The organism is Bradyrhizobium manausense, from assembly GCF_018131105.1.
GTDB classification, from domain to species: domain Bacteria; phylum Pseudomonadota; class Alphaproteobacteria; order Rhizobiales; family Xanthobacteraceae; genus Bradyrhizobium; species Bradyrhizobium manausense_B.
Window position 1 is genome coordinate 3870985 of sequence record NZ_JAFCJI010000001.1, and the last position, 20686, is coordinate 3891670.

General features: G+C 65.9%; 14 protein-coding genes. 11 read left to right on the forward strand and 3 right to left on the reverse strand.

From position 1 onward, the window contains the following. Nucleotides 1–1680: a gamma-glutamyltransferase gene (ggt, locus tag JQ631_RS18450; RefSeq protein WP_212328095.1), complete on the reverse strand. Its 1680-nt coding sequence runs from the start codon at nucleotides 1678–1680 to the stop codon at nucleotides 1–3. Next, nucleotides 1640–1804 (reverse strand): hypothetical protein, encoded by a 165-nt coding sequence (locus JQ631_RS18455; protein WP_212328669.1) that lies wholly within the window; start codon nucleotides 1802–1804, stop codon nucleotides 1640–1642. The genes ggt and JQ631_RS18455 overlap by 41 nt, the downstream gene beginning before the upstream one ends. Nucleotides 1805–1924: 120 nt before the next feature. On the opposite strand from JQ631_RS18455, the gene JQ631_RS18460 reads away from it, so the two are divergent. Further along, a complete protein-coding gene (locus tag JQ631_RS18460) occupies nucleotides 1925–2665 on the forward strand; it encodes a ParA family protein (protein ID WP_212328096.1) in 741 nt (246 codons plus the stop codon). 260 nt (nucleotides 2666–2925) lie between these two features. On the opposite strand, the gene mutM is transcribed toward JQ631_RS18460, so the two are convergent. Continuing rightward, nucleotides 2926–3807 carry a bifunctional DNA-formamidopyrimidine glycosylase/DNA-(apurinic or apyrimidinic site) lyase gene (gene mutM / locus JQ631_RS18465; protein WP_212328097.1) on the reverse strand — a complete coding sequence of 294 codons (882 nt, stop codon included), beginning with the start codon at nucleotides 3805–3807 and terminating at the stop codon, nucleotides 2926–2928. An 81-nt stretch (nucleotides 3808–3888) separates the two neighbouring features. On the opposite strand from mutM, the gene ubiE reads away from it, so the two are divergent. From ubiE to addA, 10 genes are all read left to right on the forward strand, one after another. Continuing rightward, nucleotides 3889–4650 (forward strand): bifunctional demethylmenaquinone methyltransferase/2-methoxy-6-polyprenyl-1,4-benzoquinol methylase UbiE, encoded by a 762-nt coding sequence (ubiE, locus tag JQ631_RS18470; protein ID WP_212328098.1) that lies wholly within the window; start codon nucleotides 3889–3891, stop codon nucleotides 4648–4650. Further along, complete coding sequence (gene ubiB / locus JQ631_RS18475) at nucleotides 4647–6221, forward strand: 2-polyprenylphenol 6-hydroxylase (protein WP_212328099.1); 1575 nt, start codon at nucleotides 4647–4649, stop codon at nucleotides 6219–6221. The genes ubiE and ubiB overlap by 4 nt, the downstream gene beginning before the upstream one ends. 73 nt (nucleotides 6222–6294) lie before the next feature. Then, the gene (gene coaBC / locus JQ631_RS18480) at nucleotides 6295–7743 is read left to right on the forward strand and encodes a bifunctional phosphopantothenoylcysteine decarboxylase/phosphopantothenate--cysteine ligase CoaBC (RefSeq protein WP_212328100.1); all 1449 of its coding nucleotides are present in this window, start codon (nucleotides 6295–6297) and stop codon (nucleotides 7741–7743) included. Continuing rightward, on the forward strand, nucleotides 7740–8198 hold the full coding sequence (dut, locus tag JQ631_RS18485) for a dUTP diphosphatase (protein ID WP_212328101.1): 459 nt from the start codon (nucleotides 7740–7742) through the stop codon (nucleotides 8196–8198). The genes coaBC and dut overlap by 4 nt, the downstream gene beginning before the upstream one ends. A gap of 301 nt (nucleotides 8199–8499) precedes the next feature. Continuing rightward, nucleotides 8500–11016 (forward strand): PAS domain-containing sensor histidine kinase, encoded by a 2517-nt coding sequence (locus JQ631_RS18490; protein ID WP_212328102.1) that lies wholly within the window; start codon nucleotides 8500–8502, stop codon nucleotides 11014–11016. Continuing rightward, a complete protein-coding gene (gene tsaE / locus JQ631_RS18495; RefSeq protein WP_212328103.1) occupies nucleotides 11013–12545 on the forward strand; it encodes a tRNA (adenosine(37)-N6)-threonylcarbamoyltransferase complex ATPase subunit type 1 TsaE in 1533 nt (510 codons plus the stop codon). The genes JQ631_RS18490 and tsaE overlap by 4 nt, the downstream gene beginning before the upstream one ends. A 90-nt stretch (nucleotides 12546–12635) precedes the next feature. After that, nucleotides 12636–12953 carry a PilZ domain-containing protein gene (locus JQ631_RS18500; RefSeq protein WP_212328104.1) on the forward strand — a complete coding sequence of 106 codons (318 nt, stop codon included), beginning with the start codon at nucleotides 12636–12638 and terminating at the stop codon, nucleotides 12951–12953. 124 nt (nucleotides 12954–13077) lie between these two features. Continuing rightward, a complete protein-coding gene (locus JQ631_RS18505) occupies nucleotides 13078–13800 on the forward strand; it encodes a nucleotidyltransferase family protein (RefSeq protein WP_212328105.1) in 723 nt (240 codons plus the stop codon). Between the two features lie 213 nt (nucleotides 13801–14013). Further along, nucleotides 14014–17160 carry a double-strand break repair protein AddB gene (gene addB / locus JQ631_RS18510; RefSeq protein ID WP_212328106.1) on the forward strand — a complete coding sequence of 1049 codons (3147 nt, stop codon included), beginning with the start codon at nucleotides 14014–14016 and terminating at the stop codon, nucleotides 17158–17160. Beyond that, nucleotides 17154–20663, forward strand: a complete 3510-nt coding sequence (gene addA / locus JQ631_RS18515) for a double-strand break repair helicase AddA (protein ID WP_212328107.1) — start codon at nucleotides 17154–17156, stop codon at nucleotides 20661–20663. Before addB ends, addA begins: the two co-directional genes overlap by 7 nt. Nucleotides 20664–20686 lie beyond the last annotated feature (23 nt).

Below are 20686 nucleotides of genomic sequence, written 5' to 3' on the forward strand. Positions count from 1 at the left end.
TCAACCCAACCTGAACCTGATTCCGCTCTTTGCGAGCCCGCCGGAAATGCCGACCGGCGTGCCGTCCGCGCGCCAGCAGGCGGCGCCGGTCATGGTGCCGTCGTCGTGGAATGCGATGCCGTTCATGCCGCCGGCAACCGTCGCGACGGGCTGCACCTCGTGGCCGAGCGCCGCGAGCTTCGCGCGGACGCTCTCCGGCACGGCCTGCTCGACCTCGAGCGCGTTGCCTTCGGTCCAGACGCGCGGCGCCTCGACCGCTTCCTGCAAGCTCATCCCGTGGTCGATCAGATTGACCAGCGCTTGCATCGCGCTCGGGAAGATTCGTTTTCCGCCGGGCAAGCCCAACGCGTAGCGCAGCTTTCCATCACGCAAAGCCATCATCGGCGACATCGACGTGGTCACGCGCTTGCCCGGCGCCAGTGACAGCGCATGGCCCGGCCGCGGATCGAACAGGTTCATGTAATTGTTGGCGATGGCCCCCAACCCCGGAATCATGATCTTGGCGCCGAACAGATTGTTGATGGTCTGCGTGGTCGCGACCACGTTGCCGAAGGCATCCGCCGCCGTCATGTGCGTGGTGTGTGCACTTTCGAGCTGCGTCACGCCGGCGCCAAAGGCCTGCGCTCGCGCTGGATCGATCGTGCGGCGGCGCTCTTCGGCATAGGCCTTCGAGGTCAGCTTCTCCACGGGCACGCCGACATAATCGGGATCCCCGCTGGCCGCGGCTCGATCGGCGAAAGCGATCTTGAGCACCTCGGCGAGGTAGTGAATGGTCTCTGACGTGCCGAAGCCGATGGCGCCGATGTCGTAGCCTTCCAGAATGTTCAGCATCTGCGCGATGTGCACGCCGGAGGCCGCAGGCGGCGGCGGTCCAAAGATGGTCCAGCCGCGATAGTCGGCGCGGATGGGCTGCCTCTCGACGGTCTTGTAGTTGATGAGGTCGTTGCGGCGGATGAAACCGCCGGCCTTCTCCATGTAGTCGGCGAGGATGTCGCCGAGCGGCCCTTCGTAAAGAGCCTTCTCGCCGTGGTCAGCGATATAGCGCAAGGTCTCGGCATATTCCGATTGCACCACGCGCTCGCCGACCTTCAGCGGCTCACCATCAGGCAGATAGATCGCCGCAATCGGCTTGTCCTTGCGCATCTCGGCGGCGCTCTCGCTGATGCATTCGTGCAGATAAGGCGTCGCCGCATAGCCGCGCGCGGCGTGCTTGATCGCGGGCTGGATGACGTCCGCGAGGCTCATGGTGCCGAACCGGCGCAGCGTCTCGCACCAGGCTTTCAGCGAGCCCGGTACTGCGACCGCCTTCGGACCATTGAGGTTCTCGTTGCCGACGGTGTCGAACACATCATGCGCCGAGCCCGGCCGGGAAGTGTAGGTGGTGTCGCGCACCGAAGCGGGCACGGTGCTCTGGCCGTCGATGAAGCGGTGGCTGCCGTCGGCGAGCCTGATGTGCGCCATGCCACCGCCGATGATGCCGACCATCATCGGCTCGACCACGGTCAGCGTGAACAGGGTGGCGATCGCGGCGTCGATGGCGTTGCCGCCGGCCGCCAGCATCTCCGCGCCGGCGCTGGAGGCCAAGGGATGGTTGCTCACCACCATGCCGCGGCTCGAGACCGCCGGCATCTTCTGGCACTCAAAAGTGGTTGCCGTCCGGTCGCGCCAGTTTCCGCCCATCTCGTTGACCCTTCTTGTTGTTCGCGATGGCGAGCACATCACAGGCACAACCACTGGTCCAGTACTGGTACGGATTAACTGGCATTCCTGATTCTGCCATCATCGTCAGCGTTGATTCGGACATCCGCGGTCCCCTTTGGATCGGGCAGGGCACGTCCTGAGCGAGAAGAGCTCAGCATCGAGAAACGATGCACGTTCGCGTGGCGTTACCCAGACCCAAGCACTCCAGAGGATTCAACTTTCCATGCATACGATCGTACTGGCCACCCAAAAGGGCGGCAGTGGCAAGAGCACGCTCGCCATCGGCCTCGCGCTGGCTGCCAAGCAGGCCGGCTTCACCGTCCGCCTGATCGAGACCGACCCGCAGGGCACTCTCTCCAACTGGCAGCGCCGCCGCAACAACGACGACATCGTCGTCGAGCCGATCTATCACGCCACCGATTTCGCACCGCGGCTGAAGATGCTGGCCGACAGCGGCCTCCAGCTCGCGATCGTCGACACCGCGGCCGGCCTTTCCGCCGCCACCACCGCCGCGATCCGCTACTCCGACCTCTGCCTGATCCCGGCCCGCCCGAGCGTCGCCGACATCGAGGCGACCGTCTCCACCGTCAGCGTCGCGCGCGCCTGGAAGCGTCCCTACAGCTTCGTGCTCAACCAGACGCCGATCCGCGGCCAGCGCATCGACAACGCGGCCAACGCGCTCGCCGAGGAAGCTGCGCTCGATCTCGCCGAAGTGCTCGCACGCCCGCTGATCGTGATGCGCAACGACCACCAGGACTCGCTCGCCTCGGGCCTCGCCGTCAGCGAGTTCGCGCCGAACGGCAAGTCGACCGAGGAGATCCGCGGCCTCTGGCGCTGGATCGAGAACCGTCTCGAACTCTCCGCCGGCAATCTGCTGATCGATCAGGTCCTGTCGGCGACAGGCGGAATGCTGCACGCCGCCGGCGAGCCTTCGGTGGATGAGACCACCGTTCTGGCATCCTGAGCGGGGCGATCGCTCAGGCCGAGGGGACTCTTCGCTCCGGTGAATGAGCCCAGGCGACGAAGCAATCCGGCGACCAGTCCGGCCGGATTGCTTCGCTTCGCGTTTCCCGGCGAGGACGAACGCGTGCCCTCGAACAAAATCTCGAAAACAACCCCATGCACAGTAGAACGGCGTCCGGTCAGGCCGACCCGGTGACGATGCGTAGACATCTGACCTGTCAGGCAAAATGACGCTTCGCCGGATTTTGCAGCGACGTTACGTCACTTCTGACATTTCGGACACCAGAACGTCGAGCGGCCGTTCTGGGTGAAGCGCTTGATGGTGCCGCCGCAACGCGGCGTCGTGCATGTCTCGCCTTCGCGGTCATAGACCTTGAAGGAATGCTGGAAATAGCCGAGCTCGCCCGAGGTCTGGCGATGGTCGCGCAGTGACGAGCCGCCGGCCTTGATGGCGTCGTTGAGCACGGTGTGGATCGCACCGACCAATCCCTTGGCATGGTCTGTTGGCTCGCCCTTTTTGGTCGACAGCGTCGCGGCGATCCGGCGCGGCGACAGATGCGAGCGGTGCAGGGCTTCGCAGACATAGATATTGCCGAGACCCGCGACGACGCGCTGGTCGAGCAGCGCGGCCTTCAGGTTCGTCTTCTTGCCTTCGCAAGCGCGCGCCAGCATCGCGGCATCGAACTCGTTGCCGAGCGGCTCGGGCCCGAGGTCGCGCAGCAGCGGCTCGTCCTCGAGCGCATTCCGCGCGATCACTTTCATGTAACCGAAGCGGCGCGGATCATTGAAGACAATGTCGGCGCCCGAGGACATCCGAAACAGCACGTGGTCGTGCGCGGAATCCTTTCCCTTTGGATAGTGAAACTCGCCGGGCGCAGCCTCGTTGTCCGGCTTGATGACGCGAAACGAACCGGACATGCCCAGATGCATGAGCAGGACGTCGCCGGAGGCGAGATCGGCCATGAGATATTTTGCACGCCGGCCTAGGCCCGTAACGACCTGCCCCTGGAGCCGGGCCACGAAATCAGGCTGGAACGGAAAGCGCAAATCGGGCCTGCGGGCCTCGGCGACGACGATTTTCGCGCCCTCCATGACGGGCTGAAGGCCACGGCGGACGGTCTCGACTTCGGGCAATTCGGGCATGGTCAGGCATTCACCTTATGAGGGCGGTGTGATAGCGCCATTGCGGCGGGCGGGCTATGGTCCGCCCAGTGGAGTAGAGTAATGGATCGGCCGGGCGAAACCACGCATTTTGGCTTCAGGGACGTCCCCCTGGGGGACAAGCAGACGCTGGTGAACGATGTGTTTCACAGCGTAGCGTCACGCTATGATCTGATGAACGATTTGATGTCCGGTGGCCTGCACCGGGTCTGGAAGGACATCATGATCAGCGCGCTCGACCCGCCCAGGGGCGACCGGCCGTTTGCGTTGCTCGACGTCGCCGGCGGCACCGGCGACATCTCGTTCCGCGCTGCCAAGGCGGCGGGCGCCGGCTTCCATGCCACCGTCTGCGACATCAATTCCGACATGCTGGCGGTGGGCCGCGAGCGTGCCGCCAAGCGCCACCTCGACACCCAGGTCGATTTCGTCGAAGGCAATGCCGAAGCGCTCGCCTTCGCCGACCGGAGCTTTGACGCATATACGATCGCTTTCGGCATTCGCAACGTGCCTGAAATCGACAAGGCGCTGCGCGAGGCCTATCGCGTGCTCAAGCCCGGCAGCCGCTTCCTGTGCCTGGAATTCTCCACCGTCGAGATGCCCGGGCTCGACAGGATCTACGACCTGTTCTCGTTCAAGGTGATCCCGCCGCTCGGCCGCATGGTCACGGGCGATTCCGAGTCCTACCAATATCTCGTCGAATCGATCCGCAAGTTTCCGAAGCCCAATGCCTTCGCCGACATGATCCGGGACGCCGGCTTTTCCCGCGTCAGCTTTCAGACCCTGACCGGCGGCATCGTGGCACTGCATTCGGGCTGGCGTTTGTGATCTCTGCCATCACCCACATTACGCGCCTGATCCGCGCCGCGTTCGTGTTTGCGCGCGAGGGCGTGTTCGGCTCCGTCGATCCGAGCTTGGTGCCGCCACCCGGGCAGCTTGCGTTGAAGCTTGCTCGCATTGTCGAGCGCCGCGGTGCCAAGCACGGCCCGCGAATCTCACGCGCGCTGACGCGGATGGGGCCGGCCTATCTCAAGCTCGGCCAATTCCTGGCGACGCGCCCTGACGTCGTCGGTTTCAACATGGCCCGCGACCTCGAAAGCCTCCAGGATCGCCTGCCGCCGTTTCCGCAGGAGGAAGCCGAAGCGGCCATCGCGACGTCGCTGGAGCGGCCCCTGAAGGATGTCTTCATCAGCCTCAGCGCGCCTGTGGCGGCCGCCTCGATCGCGCAGGTGCATCGCGGCGAAATCGAGCGCGATGGCATCCGCAGGCCTGTGGCGGTCAAGGTGCTCCGGCCGAACGTGGCGTCGCGCTTTCGTCGCGACCTCTCCGATTTCTTCTTCGTCGCGCACAAGGCCGAGGCCTATTCGGCCGAGGCGCGGCGGCTGCGCCTGATCGAAGTCATCAACACCATGTCGCGCTCGGTCGCGATGGAGATGGACCTGCGGCTGGAAGCTGCGGCGCTGTCGGAGATGGCGGAGAACACGCGCGACGATCCTGATTTCCGCGTGCCGACCGTCGACTGGGACCGCACCACGCACAACGTGCTGACGATGGAGTGGATCGACGGCATCGCGCTGAACGACCACAAGCGCCTGGCCGAAGCGCAGGTCGACCTGCCCGATCTCGGCCGCAAGGTGATCCAGAGTTTCCTGCGCCACGCACTGCGCGACGGCTTCTTCCACGCCGACATGCATCCGGGCAATCTGTTCCTCGATGACGCCGGTCGCCTCGTCGCGGTCGATTTCGGCATCATGGGCCGCCTCGGCATGAAGGAGCGGCGCTTCCTCGCCGAAATCCTGCTCGGCTTCATCACGCGCGATTATCGCCGCGTCGCCGAGGTGCATTTCGAGGCGGGCTACGTCCCCTCGCATCACTCGGTCGAGAATTTTGCGCAAGCCATCCGTGCCATCGGCGAGCCGATCCACAATCGCACGGCCGAGGAAATCTCGATGGCGCGGTTGCTGACGCTGCTGCTTGAGGTCACCGGCCTGTTCGACATGACGACACGGCCCGAGCTGATCCTGCTGCAGAAGACCATGGTGGTGGTCGAGGGCGTGGCGCGCGGCTTCGATCCCAAGCTCGACATCTGGAAGGTCGCCGATCCCGTCGTGCGCGAATGGATCGAGCGCAATCTCGGACCGATCGGCCGTGTCCAGGGTGCCTTGGCCGGCGGCGGCGACATCGCCCGGGTGCTGATGCGCCTGCCCGACATCGTGCAGCGCTCGGTCACGGTGCTCGAACAGTTCGAGACCATGACCCGGGACGGGATCAGGCTGTCGCCGGAGAGCATCGCGGCGATGGGGCGCAGCGAAGGCCGCAAGAACCGCTGGCGCACCGTGGCGCTCTGGATCATTGCCGCGACCTTCATCGGCATCCTGATCGCCGTCCGGAACCTGTAATTTGTCAAAAGCTTGATTGCACTGCAATCACACGAGTGATAGCATCGCTATCATTCCGTGCTGGAGGGGCGCCATGGCAAGCCTGACCATCCGCAAGCTCGACGATGCCGTCAAAGCCTATTTGCGGCTGCGCTCGGCCAAGAACCACAGGTCGGTCGAGGAAGAGGTCCGGGTCATCCTCAGGGAGTTGATCGAAGGCCGCGAGGAGCCCCTGACACCGTTTGCGGTGCCGCCCGAAGCATCCCCTGCGCCGGCTTCGCTGCGCCCCGGCGCTGTCCCTGAGGCCAGCGTCACCCTGATCATCGGCGGCGGCATTGCGGCCTTCAAGTCGCTCGACCTGATCCGCAGGCTGAAGGAGCGGCGCATCGAGGTTCGCTGCGTGCTGACCAAGGCCGCCGAGCAATTCGTCACGCCACTCTCGGTCAGCGCCCTCTCCCATGAGCGCGTCTACACGGATTTGTTCGATCCGCAGAGCGAGTTCGACGCCGGGCATATTCGCCTCGCGCGCGACTGCGACCTGATCGTGGTGGCGCCGGCCACCGCCGATTTGATGGCGAAGATGGCCAACGGCCATGCCGACGATCTCGCCAGCGCGATCCTGCTCGCGACCAATCGCAAGGTGCTGATCGCGCCGGCGATGAATCCGCTGATGTGGAACAACGCCGCAACCCGCCGCAACGTCGCGCAGCTTCAGCGCGACGGCATCCTTTTCATCGGCCCCAATTCGGGCGAGATGGCCGAAGCGGGCGAAGCCGGCGTCGGCCGCATGTCGGAGGCCATCGAGATCGCCAGCGCCGCCGAGAAGCTGTTGCGACCGCCACTGCCACGCCCACTCGCCGGCAAGCGCGTGCTGATCACCGCGGGTCCGACGCACGAGCCGATCGATCCGGTGCGCTACATCGCCAACCGCTCCTCCGGCAAACAGGGTTTTGCGATTGCAGCCGCAGCCCAAGCTGCCGGCGCCGAAGTGATCTTGGTCAGCGGCCCCGTGGACCTCGGCAATCCCGCCGGCGTGACGGTGAAGCGCGTGGAATCCGCGCGGCAGATGCTGGAGCAGGTGCAATCAGCGCTTCCCGCCGACATCGCAATCTTCGCCGCCGCGGTTGCCGACTGGCGCGTCGTCAACGAAGGCGAACAGAAGCTGAAGAAGACATCGGCCGGCATGCCGCCGCTTCAGCTGGTCGAGAACCCAGACATCCTCGCCACGATCTCCAAGCTCACCGACAAGCGTCCGCCGCTGGTGGTCGGCTTTGCCGCCGAGACCGAGCACCTCATCGACAACGCCAAGACCAAGCTCGCCCGCAAGGGCTGCGACTGGATCGTCGCCAACGACGTCTCACCCGCCACCGGCGTGATGGGCGGCGACCGCAACACCGTGCACCTCATCAGCAGGAATGCTGCGAACAACGGCGAGATCACGGTTGATTCCTGGCCGGTGATGACCAAGGAACAGGTCGCCATCGAACTGGTCGCGCATATCGTGAAAAGCATGACCGACACATCCCTGGAGCCGGCATCTTGAGCAGCAAAGTCACGGTCGAACTGCAACGCCTGCCCCATTCGGAAGGCCTGCCGTTGCCGGCCTACCAGACCGCAGAGGCCGCCGGCCTCGATTTGATGGCGGCGGTGCCGGAAGGCGAGCCGATGACGCTCGCACCAGGCCAATATGCGCTGGTGCCGACGGGCCTCGCGATCGCCCTGCCGCCAGGACATGAGGCGCAGGTGCGGCCCCGCTCCGGGCTTGCGGCCAAGCACGGCGTCACCGTGCTCAACACGCCCGGCACCATCGACGCCGATTACCGCGGCGAGATCAAGGTGATCCTGATCAACCACGGCGCCGCTCCTTTCGTGATCAAGCGCGGCGAGCGCATCGCGCAGATGGTGATTGCGCCGGTGCTCCAGGCCGCGCTGGTTCCAGTTGCGACGCTGTCCTCGACCGATCGCGGCGCCGGCGGTTTCGGGTCGACGGGGCGCTAGGCGCGCATCGCGTTCGATTGATCGCGACGCTCTCTCCGTTCCCTCCCCTAGTGGAGGAGGGAATGCACCTCCGTTGAAGCGCGACCGTGTCTCATCCCATCTGCCGCTAACGCGCGGGACCACCAGCCGAATCTCCCGCAGAATTACGTGGAACTGGAACCCGGCGTTCGGCATTTTTTTGGGACCGTGTTTGCGTTCACGGTCTGGACTCTTACCGGTGGAGTCGCGGTGAGGGTATTGTCGTTTGATTCGCGCACGACGGGGGTCGGCGCGCGTCAATTCGTGCGGTCTTGGGGCAACTATGTCAGGCGTGATCGTGTCGATGCGTCGGACGCTGCTGTCGTGCACTTCGCTGGTGCGCAACGGCTTGTTGGGAGGCGCTCTCGCAGCGCTGCTGCCGGCCGAGCCGGCCAAAGCTTCCGACAAGGCCGCCGACCTGGTCGACACACTCTCGATATTGCTGGATTTCAACCGGCAGGAACTCGCGGTGCTGGCCACCGCGCTGGCGTTGCTCGGCTTCACGGTCCTGGCGGCGATCCTGCTGATGCGCACGCGCGTGCGCACCGCCAGGAACGAGACGGCGTTGCGCGGGCGGATCCGGGAACTCCAGCTGCAGACCGACCGCTTCGGTGCGCTGCTGTTCGCCGAGCCGCAGGTGCTGATCTCCTGGCCGGCCGGCGATGATCGCGCGCAGATCTCGGGCGATATCTCCATGGTGCTGCCGCGCGATTCGTCGCCGCAGCGCGTGCTCGCCTTCGGAACCTGGCTGCCGCCGGAACCGGCGCTGCAAATGGATCACGCCGTCGACGGCTTGCGCGAACGCGGCGACGGCTTCCAGCTCACGCTGACCACCGCCAATGGCCACACGCTGGAAGCGATCGGCCGCGCGATCGGCGGCCAGGCCATTGTCCGGATTCGCGAATTATCGGGCCTGCGGCGCGACTTGGCCGAGACCAATCTACGCTACAAGGCGCTCTCCGACGAAACCGAGATGCTGCGCGGCTTCGCGACTGCCGCGCCATGGCCGATCTGGGCGAGAGGCGAGAACGGCGCGCTGATCTTCGCCAATCCGGCCTATGTCCGCGCCACGGAAGCGACCAGTGTCGCGGACGCCCAGGAGCGCAAGCTCGAGCTGCTCGACAGCGCCGATCGCGGCGCGATGGAGCGCAGCCTGAAGGACGCAGCTCACTTCACCTCCCGGCTGCCGATCGTGATCGGCGGCGAGCGGCGCATGTTTGACGTGCGCTCCGTCAATGTCGGCCGTGGCAGTGTCGGCGTCGCGATCGATGCATCCGAAGCGGATGCGCTGAGCGCGGCACTGGTGCGGATGGCGGATGCGCACCGCCGCACGCTCGACCAGCTCTCGTCCGGTGTGGCTGTGTTCGACGGCCAGCGGCGGCTCGCCTTCTACAACGATTCCTACCGCCGGCTGTGGGATCTCGACCGTACCTTCCTCGACGCCCATCCGGACGATTCCAGCGTGCTCGACCAGCTCCGCGCCGCGCGCAAATTGCAGGAGCAGCCGGACTTCCGCGCCTGGAAGGCCAAGCTGCACGAGGCCTATCGTGCGGTCGAGGCCGCCAAGGACACCTGGTACCTGCCCGACGGCCGCGCGCTTTCGGTCGTCACGACGCCCAATCCCGAAGGCGGCGTCACCTATCTGTTCGACGACGTCACCGAGAGCCTCGAGCTTGCCCGCCGTTTCGACGGCATGATCCGGGTCCAGCGCGAGACGCTGGACAGCCTCGCCGAGGGCGTCGCCGTGTTCGGCAGCAACGGCAAGGCGCAACTGTTCAATCCGGCGTTCGTGCGGATGTGGAAGCTGTCGAACGACGCCATGCGCGAGGAGCCGCATATCCAGACCGTCGAAGGCTGGTGCCAGCAGCTGTTCGACGAGCCCGCGGTTTGGCGCCAGATCCGCGAGGCCATCACCTCGATCGAGAACCGCGCCGACGTGCCGCTGAAGCTCGAGCGCAAGGACGGCAGCGTGCTCGACGGCATGATCCGTCCGCTGCCCGATGGCGCGACCATGCTGACCTTCCTCGACATCACCGACACCGAGAATGTCGAGCGCGCGCTGCGCGAACGCAACGAGGCGCTGGAGACCGCCGACCAGATGAAGGTGGATTTCGTCCACCACGTCTCCTACGAGTTGCGCTCCCCGCTCACCACCATCATCGGCTTCGCGCACTTCCTCAGCGATCCCTCGACCGGACCGCTGACACCGAAGCAGGCCGAATATCTCGACTACGTCACCAAATCGACCAATGCGCTGCTGGCGCTGACCAACAACATCCTCGATCTCGCCACCATCGACGCCGGCGCCATGAAGCTGGAGCTCGGCCCGGTCGATGTCAGCAAGACCATCGAGCTCGCCGCCGAAGGTATCCAGGACCGGCTCGCCACCGACCGCATCCGCCTCAAGGTCGAGATCGCGCCCGATGTCGGCAGCTTCGTCGGCGACGAGAAGCGCGTGGTGCAGGTGCTCTATAACCTGCTCGCCAACGCCGTCGGCTTCTCGCCGCAGGATTCCACCGTCGGGATCAGCGCACGCCGCAACGAGCGCAGCGTGGTCTTCATTGTGACAGATTCCGGACCTGGAATACCCGCCGACATGAAGGACAAGGTGTTCAACTGGTTCGAAAGCCGCTCGCAGGGCTCGCGTCATCGCGGCGCCGGGCTCGGGCTGTCGCTGGTGCGCTCCTTCGTCGAGCTGCATGGCGGCAAGGTGCAGGTGGATTCGGTCGTCGGCAAAGGCACGGTCGTGATCTGCGATTTCCCGACCGACCAGGCGGCGCATCGCGACGCCGCCGAATGACAGAGCCCACCAAACTCTCCGTCGCGCTTCATAACGAGACGGCCACTGCGCAATTGATGGCCGATCTCGCGCTGCTGGTCGGCCCCGGCGATACCATCACGCTGACCGGCGATCTCGGTGCCGGCAAGACCGCGTCGGCACGCAGCCTGATCCGCTACCTCGCCGGAGACGACGAGCTGGAAGTGCCGAGCCCGACCTTCACGCTGGTGCAGGGCTACGAGCTGCCGGCGTTTGCGGTGATGCACGCCGATCTCTATCGCGTCGAGGACGAGAGCGAGCTCGAGGAGATCGGGCTGTCGCCGCTTCCCGATGCCACGCTGGTGCTGATCGAATGGCCCGAGCGGGCGCCGTCGGCGATGCCTGAAGACCGCATCGACATCGCACTGACACATCGCCCGGCGCTGGGCTCGAACGCGCGCGCCGCCGATATCACCGGCTACGGCAAGGGCGCAGCGATCGTTGCGCGGCTGACGACGCTGCGCGAATTTCTCGACGCCTCAGGCTATATCGACGCCACGCGCAAGCGCATGGCCGGCGACGCCTCGACACGCTCCTATGCGCGCCTGATCCGTGATGACGGCGTCGTCATCCTCATGAACTCGCCGCAACGCCCCGATGGCGCCGCGATCTACAGCGGAAAATCCTACAGCGCCGCGGTGCATCTCGCCGAAAACGTCAGGCCGTTCGTCGCCATCGACGAAGGTCTGCGCGCGGCCGGGGTCTCCGCGCCGAAGATCCACCATTTCGATCTCGACCACGGCTTCCTGATCTCGGAGGATCTCGGCAGCGAGGGCGTGATCGAGGGCGATCCGCCGCGGCCGATCACCGAACGCTATGAAGCGGCGACCGATGTGCTGGCCGTGCTGCACGGCAAGACGTTGCCGGAGACGCTGCCACTGGCGGATCAGACCTACGCCATTCCAGCGTGGAACACCGAGGCACTGCTCATTGAAATTGGCTTGATGCCGGAATGGTATCTGCCCGATCGCAACGCGCCGCTGAGCGATGAGAAGCGTGCGGAATTCTTTGCGATGTGGCGTGAGCTGCTGAAGAAGCCGCTGGCCGCACCGAAGACCTGGATCATCCGCGACTACCACTCGCCGAACCTGATCTGGCTTGCGGAGCGTGACGGCATGGCGCGTGTCGGCGTGATCGACTTCCAGGACACCGTGCTCGGGCCGCACTCCTATGACGTGGTGTCGCTGCTGCAGGACGCGCGCATCGACGTGCCTGAGAGCCTCGAGCTGACGCTGCTGTCGCGCTACATCAAGGCGCGCCGCGCCGAGGACGCGAGCTTCGATGCGGCCGGCTTTGCCGAGCTCTATGCCATCATGTCGGCACAGCGCAACACGCGCCTGCTCGGCACCTTCGCCCGGCTCAACCGCCGCGACGGCAAGCCGCATTATCTGCGCCACCAGCCGCGGATCTGGACCTATCTCCAGCGCTCCCTCGCACATCCCGCGCTGGAGCATCTGCGCGACTGGTATCTCGCCAACGTCCCGCCGCCGCAAAGGCCGCCTGAAACCTGAGCTGGAACCGGTTTACCGGCTGTTAGCCATCCGACCGGTATTATCCCCCCGGGGCAGCCGGATAAAATTGCGGGGCTGGAGCTAGGGCAGATGGCGGTCAAGACAGACCAGCGCGGGAACAGCAGGGTTATTTTCGAGCGCGGGATTTCGGCCCAGATGATGGGCATCGACGGTACCTGGCGGCGCGAATGCACCATGGAAGACGTCTCCGAGAGCGGTGCCAAGCTGACCATCGACGGCTCGGTGGAAGGCCTGCACCTGAAGGAATTTTTTCTCGTCCTGTCGTCCACGGGATTGGCTTATCGGCGCTGTGAACTGGCCTGGGTCAATGGCGACCAGATCGGCGTCAATTTCCTGAAGGTCGGCGACAAGAAGAAAAAGGCGCGTTCCACAGCCGTCGGGGCGTAACGGCAACACACGTCGTACAACCGTCACGGCGGGTGGTTAAGGCCGTTGAGATGCGGTGCGGCCAGGTCCGGTCCGTGCTAGGTTTGCTGCAACGCGAATTTTAGAGGATTCGAGAAGGCCAAGCATGTCCGTCAAACCGACCAGAGCCATGGTGCTCGCCGCAGGGTTCGGCCTGCGCATGCGTCCGCTGACGGATAAGATGCCCAAGCCGATGGTGCCGGTGGCCGGCCAGCCGCTGCTCGACCACGTGCTCGACAAGCTCGGCCGGGCCGGCGTTACCGACGCAGTGGTCAACGTGCACTATCTGCCCGACCAGATCATCGACCACACCGCAACACGCCAGCATCCGCGCGTGACCATCTCGGACGAGCGCGACCAGGTGCTCGGCACCGGCGGCGGCGTGGTCAAGGCGCTTCCACTGCTCGGCGATGCGCCATTCTTCCACGTCAATTCCGACACGCTGTGGATCGACGGCGTACGCTCCAACCTGACGCGGCTCGCGGAAAGTTTCGACCCTGCAAGCATGGACATCCTGCTGCTGATGGCGCCGACCGCGACCAGCATCGGCTATAGCGGCCGCGGCGATTACGGCATGCTGCCCGACGGGAGCCTGCGCAAGCGCAAGGAAAAGGAGATCGTCCCGTTCGTCTATGCGGGCGCCGCCATCCTCTCGCCCAGGATCTTCGAGGGTGCGCCGCAGGGCGAGTTCTCGCTGACGAAGATGTTCGACCGCGCCAATGAGCAGGATCGCCTGCTCGGGCTGCGCCTCGACGGCGTCTGGATGCATGTCGGCACGCCCGACGCGGTCCACGCCGCGGAAGAGGCGTTTCTGGAGAGCGTGGCGTAAGCCAGCCCCGAAGACGGTGCCGCAGGGTGGGCAAAGCGAAGCGTGCCGACGCATTTTTCGTGATCGAGATAGATCGTGGGCACGGCGCTTTGCGCTTTGCCGACCCTACGAAAGCTGTTCTGGCCGCGCGAACAGCGGGGACGATTTCGCTTCGCCCCATGACCATTTGAATCCGCGTCCCTATATTGCCCTGATCCCCGAATCAGGCAGCCCATGCGCGTCTTCAGCGTTCCCCTCTCAGTCCCGTTCCTGCGCACCATCGTCTCGGCCCTGCTCGACGGCAGGCTGATCGAGGGATTCGAAGCGCGCAAGGAACCGGCGCGGCTGGCGGACGCCACGCTCTATCTGCCGACGCGGCGCGCCATGCGCGTCGTCCGCGAGATCTTCCTCGACGAAATGGCGGCGGATGCCGTGGTGCTGCCGCGCATCGTCGCGCTCGGCGACATCGACGAGGACGAACTCGCCTTCGCCGACGAGGGCGAACAGTTTTCCGGCGCAACTCCGCTCGAGATTCCGCCGCGGCTCGGCGAACTCGAGCGGCGGCTGACACTGGCGCAGCTCGTTGCCGCCTGGGCCAAGGGCCCGGTGCTGGCGCCGCTGGTGGTCGGCGGCCCCGCCTCGACGCTGGCGCTGGCCGGCGACCTCGCCCGCCTGATCGACGACATGGTGACGCGCGGCGTCGACTGGAACGCACTCGACGGCCTCGTGCCTGACATGCTCGACCGCTACTGGCAGCACTCGCTCGAATTCCTGCGCATCGCGCGGATCGCCTGGCCCGCTCACCTCACCGAAATCAAGCGGATCGAGCCCGCGGCGCGACGTGACCAGCTGATCGCCGCGGAAGCGAAGCGCCTGACCGCGAATCCGCATGGGCCCGTGATCGCAGCCGGCTCGACCGGCTCGATGCCGGCCACCGCGAAATTCCTGCATGCGGTCGCTTCGTTGCCCCATGGCGCCGTGGTGCTGCCCGGACTCGATACCGATCTCGACGACGATGCCTGGCGCAGCATCGGGGGGTTGCGCGATTCGCTCGGCAAGTTCGCGGAGCATCCGGCGTCAAACCATCCGCAGTATGCCATGCACGCCCTGCTGGATCGCTTCGGCATCAAGCGCAGCGATGTCGAGAGCCTGCAGCCGGCGGCGGACGGCGGCCGCGATCTGCTGGCGTCCGAAGCGATGCGACCTTCAGCCAAGACGGAAGTCTGGCACGACCGGCTGAAACAGCCTGACGTCGCCGCGAAGATATCAGGCGGCATGACAAATCTCGCCGTGGTCGAAGCGCCCAATCCGGAGATGGAAGCGCTCGCGATCGCGATTGCCATGCGCGAGGCGCGGCATCTGGACAAGTCGGCGGCGCTTGTCACGCCCGATCGCGCGCTGGCGCGGCGGGTGATGGCTGCGCTGACCCGATGGGATCTCGCCTTCGACGATTCCGGCGGCGACGTGCTCATGGAAACCTCCGCCGGCGTGTTTGCGCGGCTCGCGGCGGAAGCAGCAACGAAGGGACTGGAGCCGGCGACGCTGCTGGCGATGCTGAAACATCCGCTGTGCCGGCTCGGCCGGCTACCTGGCGCATGGAAGGCGGCGATCGAGGCCCTCGAGCTTGCAGTCTTGCGCGGTACCCGCCCGCCCGCGGGCACCGCCGGTCTCTTGCGCGAGTTCAACCGCTTTCGCGAGGAGCTGGCAAAGCTGTGGCGCAGCGAGGTTTCCGCGCTCCACAAGGCCGAGCCGCGCGCGCGTCTCAAGGCCGAAGATCTCGACCGCATCCAGGCGCTGATCAAAGCGTTGCAGACGGCGCTCGCCCCGATCGAAAGTCTCGCCTCATCAAAGCCGTTCGACTTCGCGGAGCTCGCGCACCGCCATCGCGAGATCATGATCGAGCTGTCGCGCGACGAGCAAGGCATTCCGCTCGCCTTCGAGGAGCGCGAGGGCCTTGCGCTCGCGAGCGCCTTCGACGATCTCCTGCGCGGCGGTACCACCAGCGGGTTGATGGTGACGCTGCCCGACTATGCCGACGTCTTCCAGACCGCGTTCAGCGACCGTGCGGTGCGGCGGCGGGACAAGCCGGGCGCGCGCCTGCAGATCTACGGTCCGCTGGAATCGCGCCTGATGCAGGCCGACCGGATCATCATCGGCGGCCTGATCGAGGGCGTCTGGCCGCCGGCGCCGCGCATCGATCCCTGGCTGAGCCGGCCGATGCGGCACGAGCTTGGCCTGGATCTGCCGGAACGCCGTATCGGCCTCTCCGCGCACGATTTTGCGCAGCTGCTCGGCGGCGATGAAGTGATCCTCACCCATTCCGCCAAGGCCGGCGGCGCACCGGCCGTGGCCTCGCGCTTCCTGCATCGGCTTGAAGCGGTGGCGGGCGACGATCTCTGGAAGGCGGCGATTCGCGCCGGCGAAAAATACGTGCAATTCGCGGGCGCGCTGGATCAACCCGCCAAGGTCGAGCCGGTCAAGCAGCCCGAGCCGCGACCACCGCGGGCAACGCGTCCGCTAAAGATGTCCGTCACCGCGATCGAGGACTGGCTGCGCGACCCCTACACGATCTACGCAAAACACATCCTGCGGCTCGATGCACTCGATCCCGTCGACATGCCGCTGTCGGCCGCCGACCGCGGCTCGGCCATTCATGACGCGCTCGGTGAGTTCACCGAGACTTACGCCGCACATCTGCCTCCCGATCCCGCGCGCGTGCTGCGTGCGATCGGCGAGAAGTATTTTGCGCCGCTGATGGAGCGGCCCGAAGCGCGCGCGCTGTGGTGGCCACGCTTCCAGCGCATCGCGCACTGGTTCAGCGAATGGGAGACCGCGCGGCGCGACGCGATCGAGGCGATCACCGCGGAGACGCGCGGCGAGATCTCGATCAAGCTCGACAATGAGCGCAGCTTCCGCCTCTCCGCCCGCGCCGATCGCATCGAGCGGCGCCAGGGCGGCGGCTACGCCATCCTTGACTACAAGACCGGCCAGCCGCCGACCGGCAAGCAGGTCCGCATGGGCCTGTCGCCGCAGCTCACGCTGGAAGCGGCGATCCTGCGCGAGGGCGGCTTCCCTGATATCGACGCCGGCGCATCCGTGAGCCAGCTCGTCTATGTCCGCCTCAGCGGCAACAATCCGCCCGGCGAAGAACGCATCCTCGAACTCAAATACAAGCAAGGCGACGAGCCGCAGCCGCCTGATACCGCGGCTGCGGAAGCGCGGGCCAAGCTTGAGGCGCTGATCCGCGCCTTCGACGATGAGAACCAGCCCTACACGTCGCTGAATCTGCCGATGTGGACCAACCGCTACGGCGCCTATGACGATCTCGCCCGGATCAAGGAATGGTCCGCGGCCGGCGGATTGGGGATCGAGGAATGGTGAAGCTGCCTCGCCCCATTCCGGATGAAGTGCGCGCGCGACAGGCGCGTGCATCGGACCCGACCGCATCGGCGTTCGTGTCGGCCAATGCCGGCTCGGGCAAGACGCATGTGCTGGTGCAGCGCGTGATCCGCCTGCTGCTGTCAGGCGTGCCGCCGGAAAAGATTCTCTGCATCACCTTCACCAAGGCTGCCGCCGCGAACATGGCCGAGCGCGTGTTCACGACGCTTGGCCATTGGGTCACGCTCGACGATGCCGGGCTCGATGCCGCGATCCGTGCCGTCGGCATCCCGCATCCCAATGCAAAACTGCGCCGCGACGCGCGAAAGCTGTTCGCCTGTGCGCTGGAGACGCCGGGCGGATTGAAGGTGCAGACCATCCACGCGCTCTGCACCCGCTTGCTCCAGCAGTTTCCGTTCGAGGCCAACGTGCCGGCGCGCTTCGCCGTGATGGACGATCGCGACCAGGCCGACATGATGGAGCGCGCCAATCTGAAGGTATTCTTGGAGGCCGCGCGCGATCCGGACAGTGTCACCGGCCGTGCGCTGCTGACCGCAATGGCGAGCGCCGCCGACGTGACCTTCAAGGAAGTCGTGCGCGAGGCGTGTCTGAGCCGTGACCATTTCATGTCCTGGACCGATGAGGCCGGGAACGCCGGCGCGGCGGCTGAACAAATGGCTGCCGTGCTGGGCGTGGACCCGAGCGACCGCATCGAGGACGTCGAGACGGAGATTCTCGATGGACCTTACCTGCCCCGCTCGCGCTGGGACGACATTGCCTTTGCGCTGGAGAACGGCAGCAAGTCCGACAACGACCAGGCCGGCCGTCTCCGCGAGGCGAAAGTGTTCTCCGGCGCAGCACAGGTCGATGCCTATCTGAGCGTTTTCCTCACCGACGAAAAGCTGCCGCGCAAGGCGGTGCTGACCAGGAAGTTCGGCGATGCCAATCCGTCGGTCGCGCGCCTGTTCGAAAACGAAGCGTCGCGGCTGTGTAACCTGATCGAGAAGCGCCGCGCCGTGACCATGCGCGACCGTACCGCAGCCCTCCTGCATATCGCGACCGCCGCCGCCGCAAACTACCGCCGTGAGAAGCAGGAGCGCGGCCTGCTCGATTACGACGACCTCATCGACAAGACCTTGGCGATGCTCAATCGCATTTCGGCGGGCTGGGTGCATTACAAGCTCGATCGGGGCGTCGACCATGTTCTGATCGACGAAGCGCAAGACACAAGCCCGCGGCAATGGGACATCGTCGCGCACATCATCTCGGAATTCACGGCCGGCGAAGGCGCGCGCGAAGGACTGAACCGCACGGTCTTCGCCGTCGGCGACGAGAAGCAATCGATCTTCTCGTTCCAGGGCGCCGACCCGCACGAATTCGACAAGCGCAAGCGCGAGCTGGACCGCAAGTTCACCGCCGCCGGCCTGAAGTTCGATCCGGTCGCCTTCACCTATTCGTTCCGGTCCGGCGCGGAAATCCTGCACTCCGTCGATCACGTGTTCCGCGAGCCGACGATCTATAAAAGCATTCATTCGATCGACATCGGTCACCCCCTGCACAATGCGCTCAGCGATGCCGGCCCGAGTGTCGTTGAACTCTGGGACCTCGCGGAAGCCGACGACCGGCAGGAGATCGAAGGCTGGCGCGCGCCGTTCGACGGCGTCGCCGTCACCAGCCCGGAAGTCAAACTCGCCCGCCGCATCCAGGCCGAGATCAAGCGGCTGGTCGAGAGCGGCACGCAGACGGGACACGCAGGCGAGCGGCGACCGCTGCGTTACGGCGACATGCTGATCCTGGTCCGGCGGCGCGGCAACGCGTTCGACGCCGTGATCCAGGCGCTGAAGCACGCCAACGTGCCCGTGGCCGGCGCCGACCGGCTGAAGCTGACCGAGCACATCGCGATCATCGATCTGATGAACCTTGCCGATGCGCTGCTGCTGCCGCAGGACGATCTCGCGCTGGCGGTGGCGCTGAAGAGCCCGCTGTTCGGCCTCGATGACAACGATCTGTTTCAGCTCGCCCATGACCGCAGGGGATCGCTGCGCCGCGCGCTCGGCGAGCATGCGTCGACCAGCGGGAAGTTCGCGACCGTGCTGCGGCGCCTCGAAGCCTGCGAGATTCGCGCGCGCGAGGAGACGCCGTTTGCCTTCTATGCCTGGCTGCTCGGCGGCGATGGCGGACGCGCGCGCATCCTGCGCCGGCTCGGCCACGAGGCCAATGACGCGCTCGACGAATTTCTGGAGCTCGCGCTGAGTTGCGAGCGCAAGGCGCCGGCTTCGCTGCAAGGCTTCATGGCCTGGCTGCGGTCCGCCGACACCGAGGTGAAGCGCGACATGGAAATCAGCCGCGACGAGGTGCGGGTGATGACGGTGCATGGCGCGAAGGGCCTGGAGGCGTCGGTTGTGTTCATGGTCGACACCACGTCGTCGCCGGCGGATTCGCAGCGCGTGCGGTTGATCCACGTGCCGCGCGGCAACGGCGGCGAGGTCGTGGTCTGGGCCGGCCGCAAGGCCGACGATCCGAAGCCCGTCGCCGAGGCGCGCAAGGCGATGCTCGAGGAGACCGAGGACGAATATCGTCGCCTGCTCTATGTCGCGATGACGCGCGCAGCCGATCGCCTGATCGTCGGCGGCTGCCTGCCCGGCAACATGAGAACAGTCCGCAAGCTAAGCTGGTACGATCTCATCGACACCGGGCTATCCGGTTCGGGCCTCGAGAAGGAGACGATCGAGACGCCACTCGGCAAGGTGACCCGATTCGCCCGGCCCGACGACGCCATGGCGCTGGGCACACCGGCGACGTCAGTCGTTCAAATGGTCACACTGCCGGATTGGTTACGGACGCCAGCGCCGCGCGAGACGGTCGAGGACGATCTCGTTCGCCCCTCCGGTCAGTCTTCCGAGGAAGGCCGCAGCTTGCGATCAGGCGAGTCGGTGCAGTCGCGCGCGCTGGCGCTCCAGCGCGGCACGCTGGTGCACCGGCTGCTGCAATCCCTGCCTGATATCGCCACCGAGCGCCGGCGCGAGGCCGCGCTCGGCTTCATGACCCGCAATGCCTCTGATTGGACCGAGGCCGATCGCATTGCGCTGGCCGACAAGGTACTCGCTCTGATCGCCGAGCCGCGCTTTGCGCCGGTCTTTGCCGCCGGCAGCCGGGCGGAGGTTGCGATCGTCGGCAAGCTCGACCGACCGGGCCGCCCGCCGGCGCTGGTGTCGGGGCAGATCGACCGGCTCGTCGTTGGTCCGGACGAGGTTCTGATCATCGATTTCAAGACCAACCAGACCGCGCCCAAGACCGTGGCTCAGGCGCCCGCCGCCTATGTCAGGCAGCTGGCGCTGTACCGGGCGGTGCTTTCCAGGCTTTATCCCCAAAAGCCCATCCGCGCCGTCCTGCTCTGGACCGAGGCCCTTGAATATATGGAGATTTCAGCCCCCGCGCTGGACGCGGCGCTGGCATCCCTTCATCTCGGTGTGAGCCTCCTTGACCCGGCAAGGGGCCGTTCATAGGTTGACGCCATGATCCCGGGCGC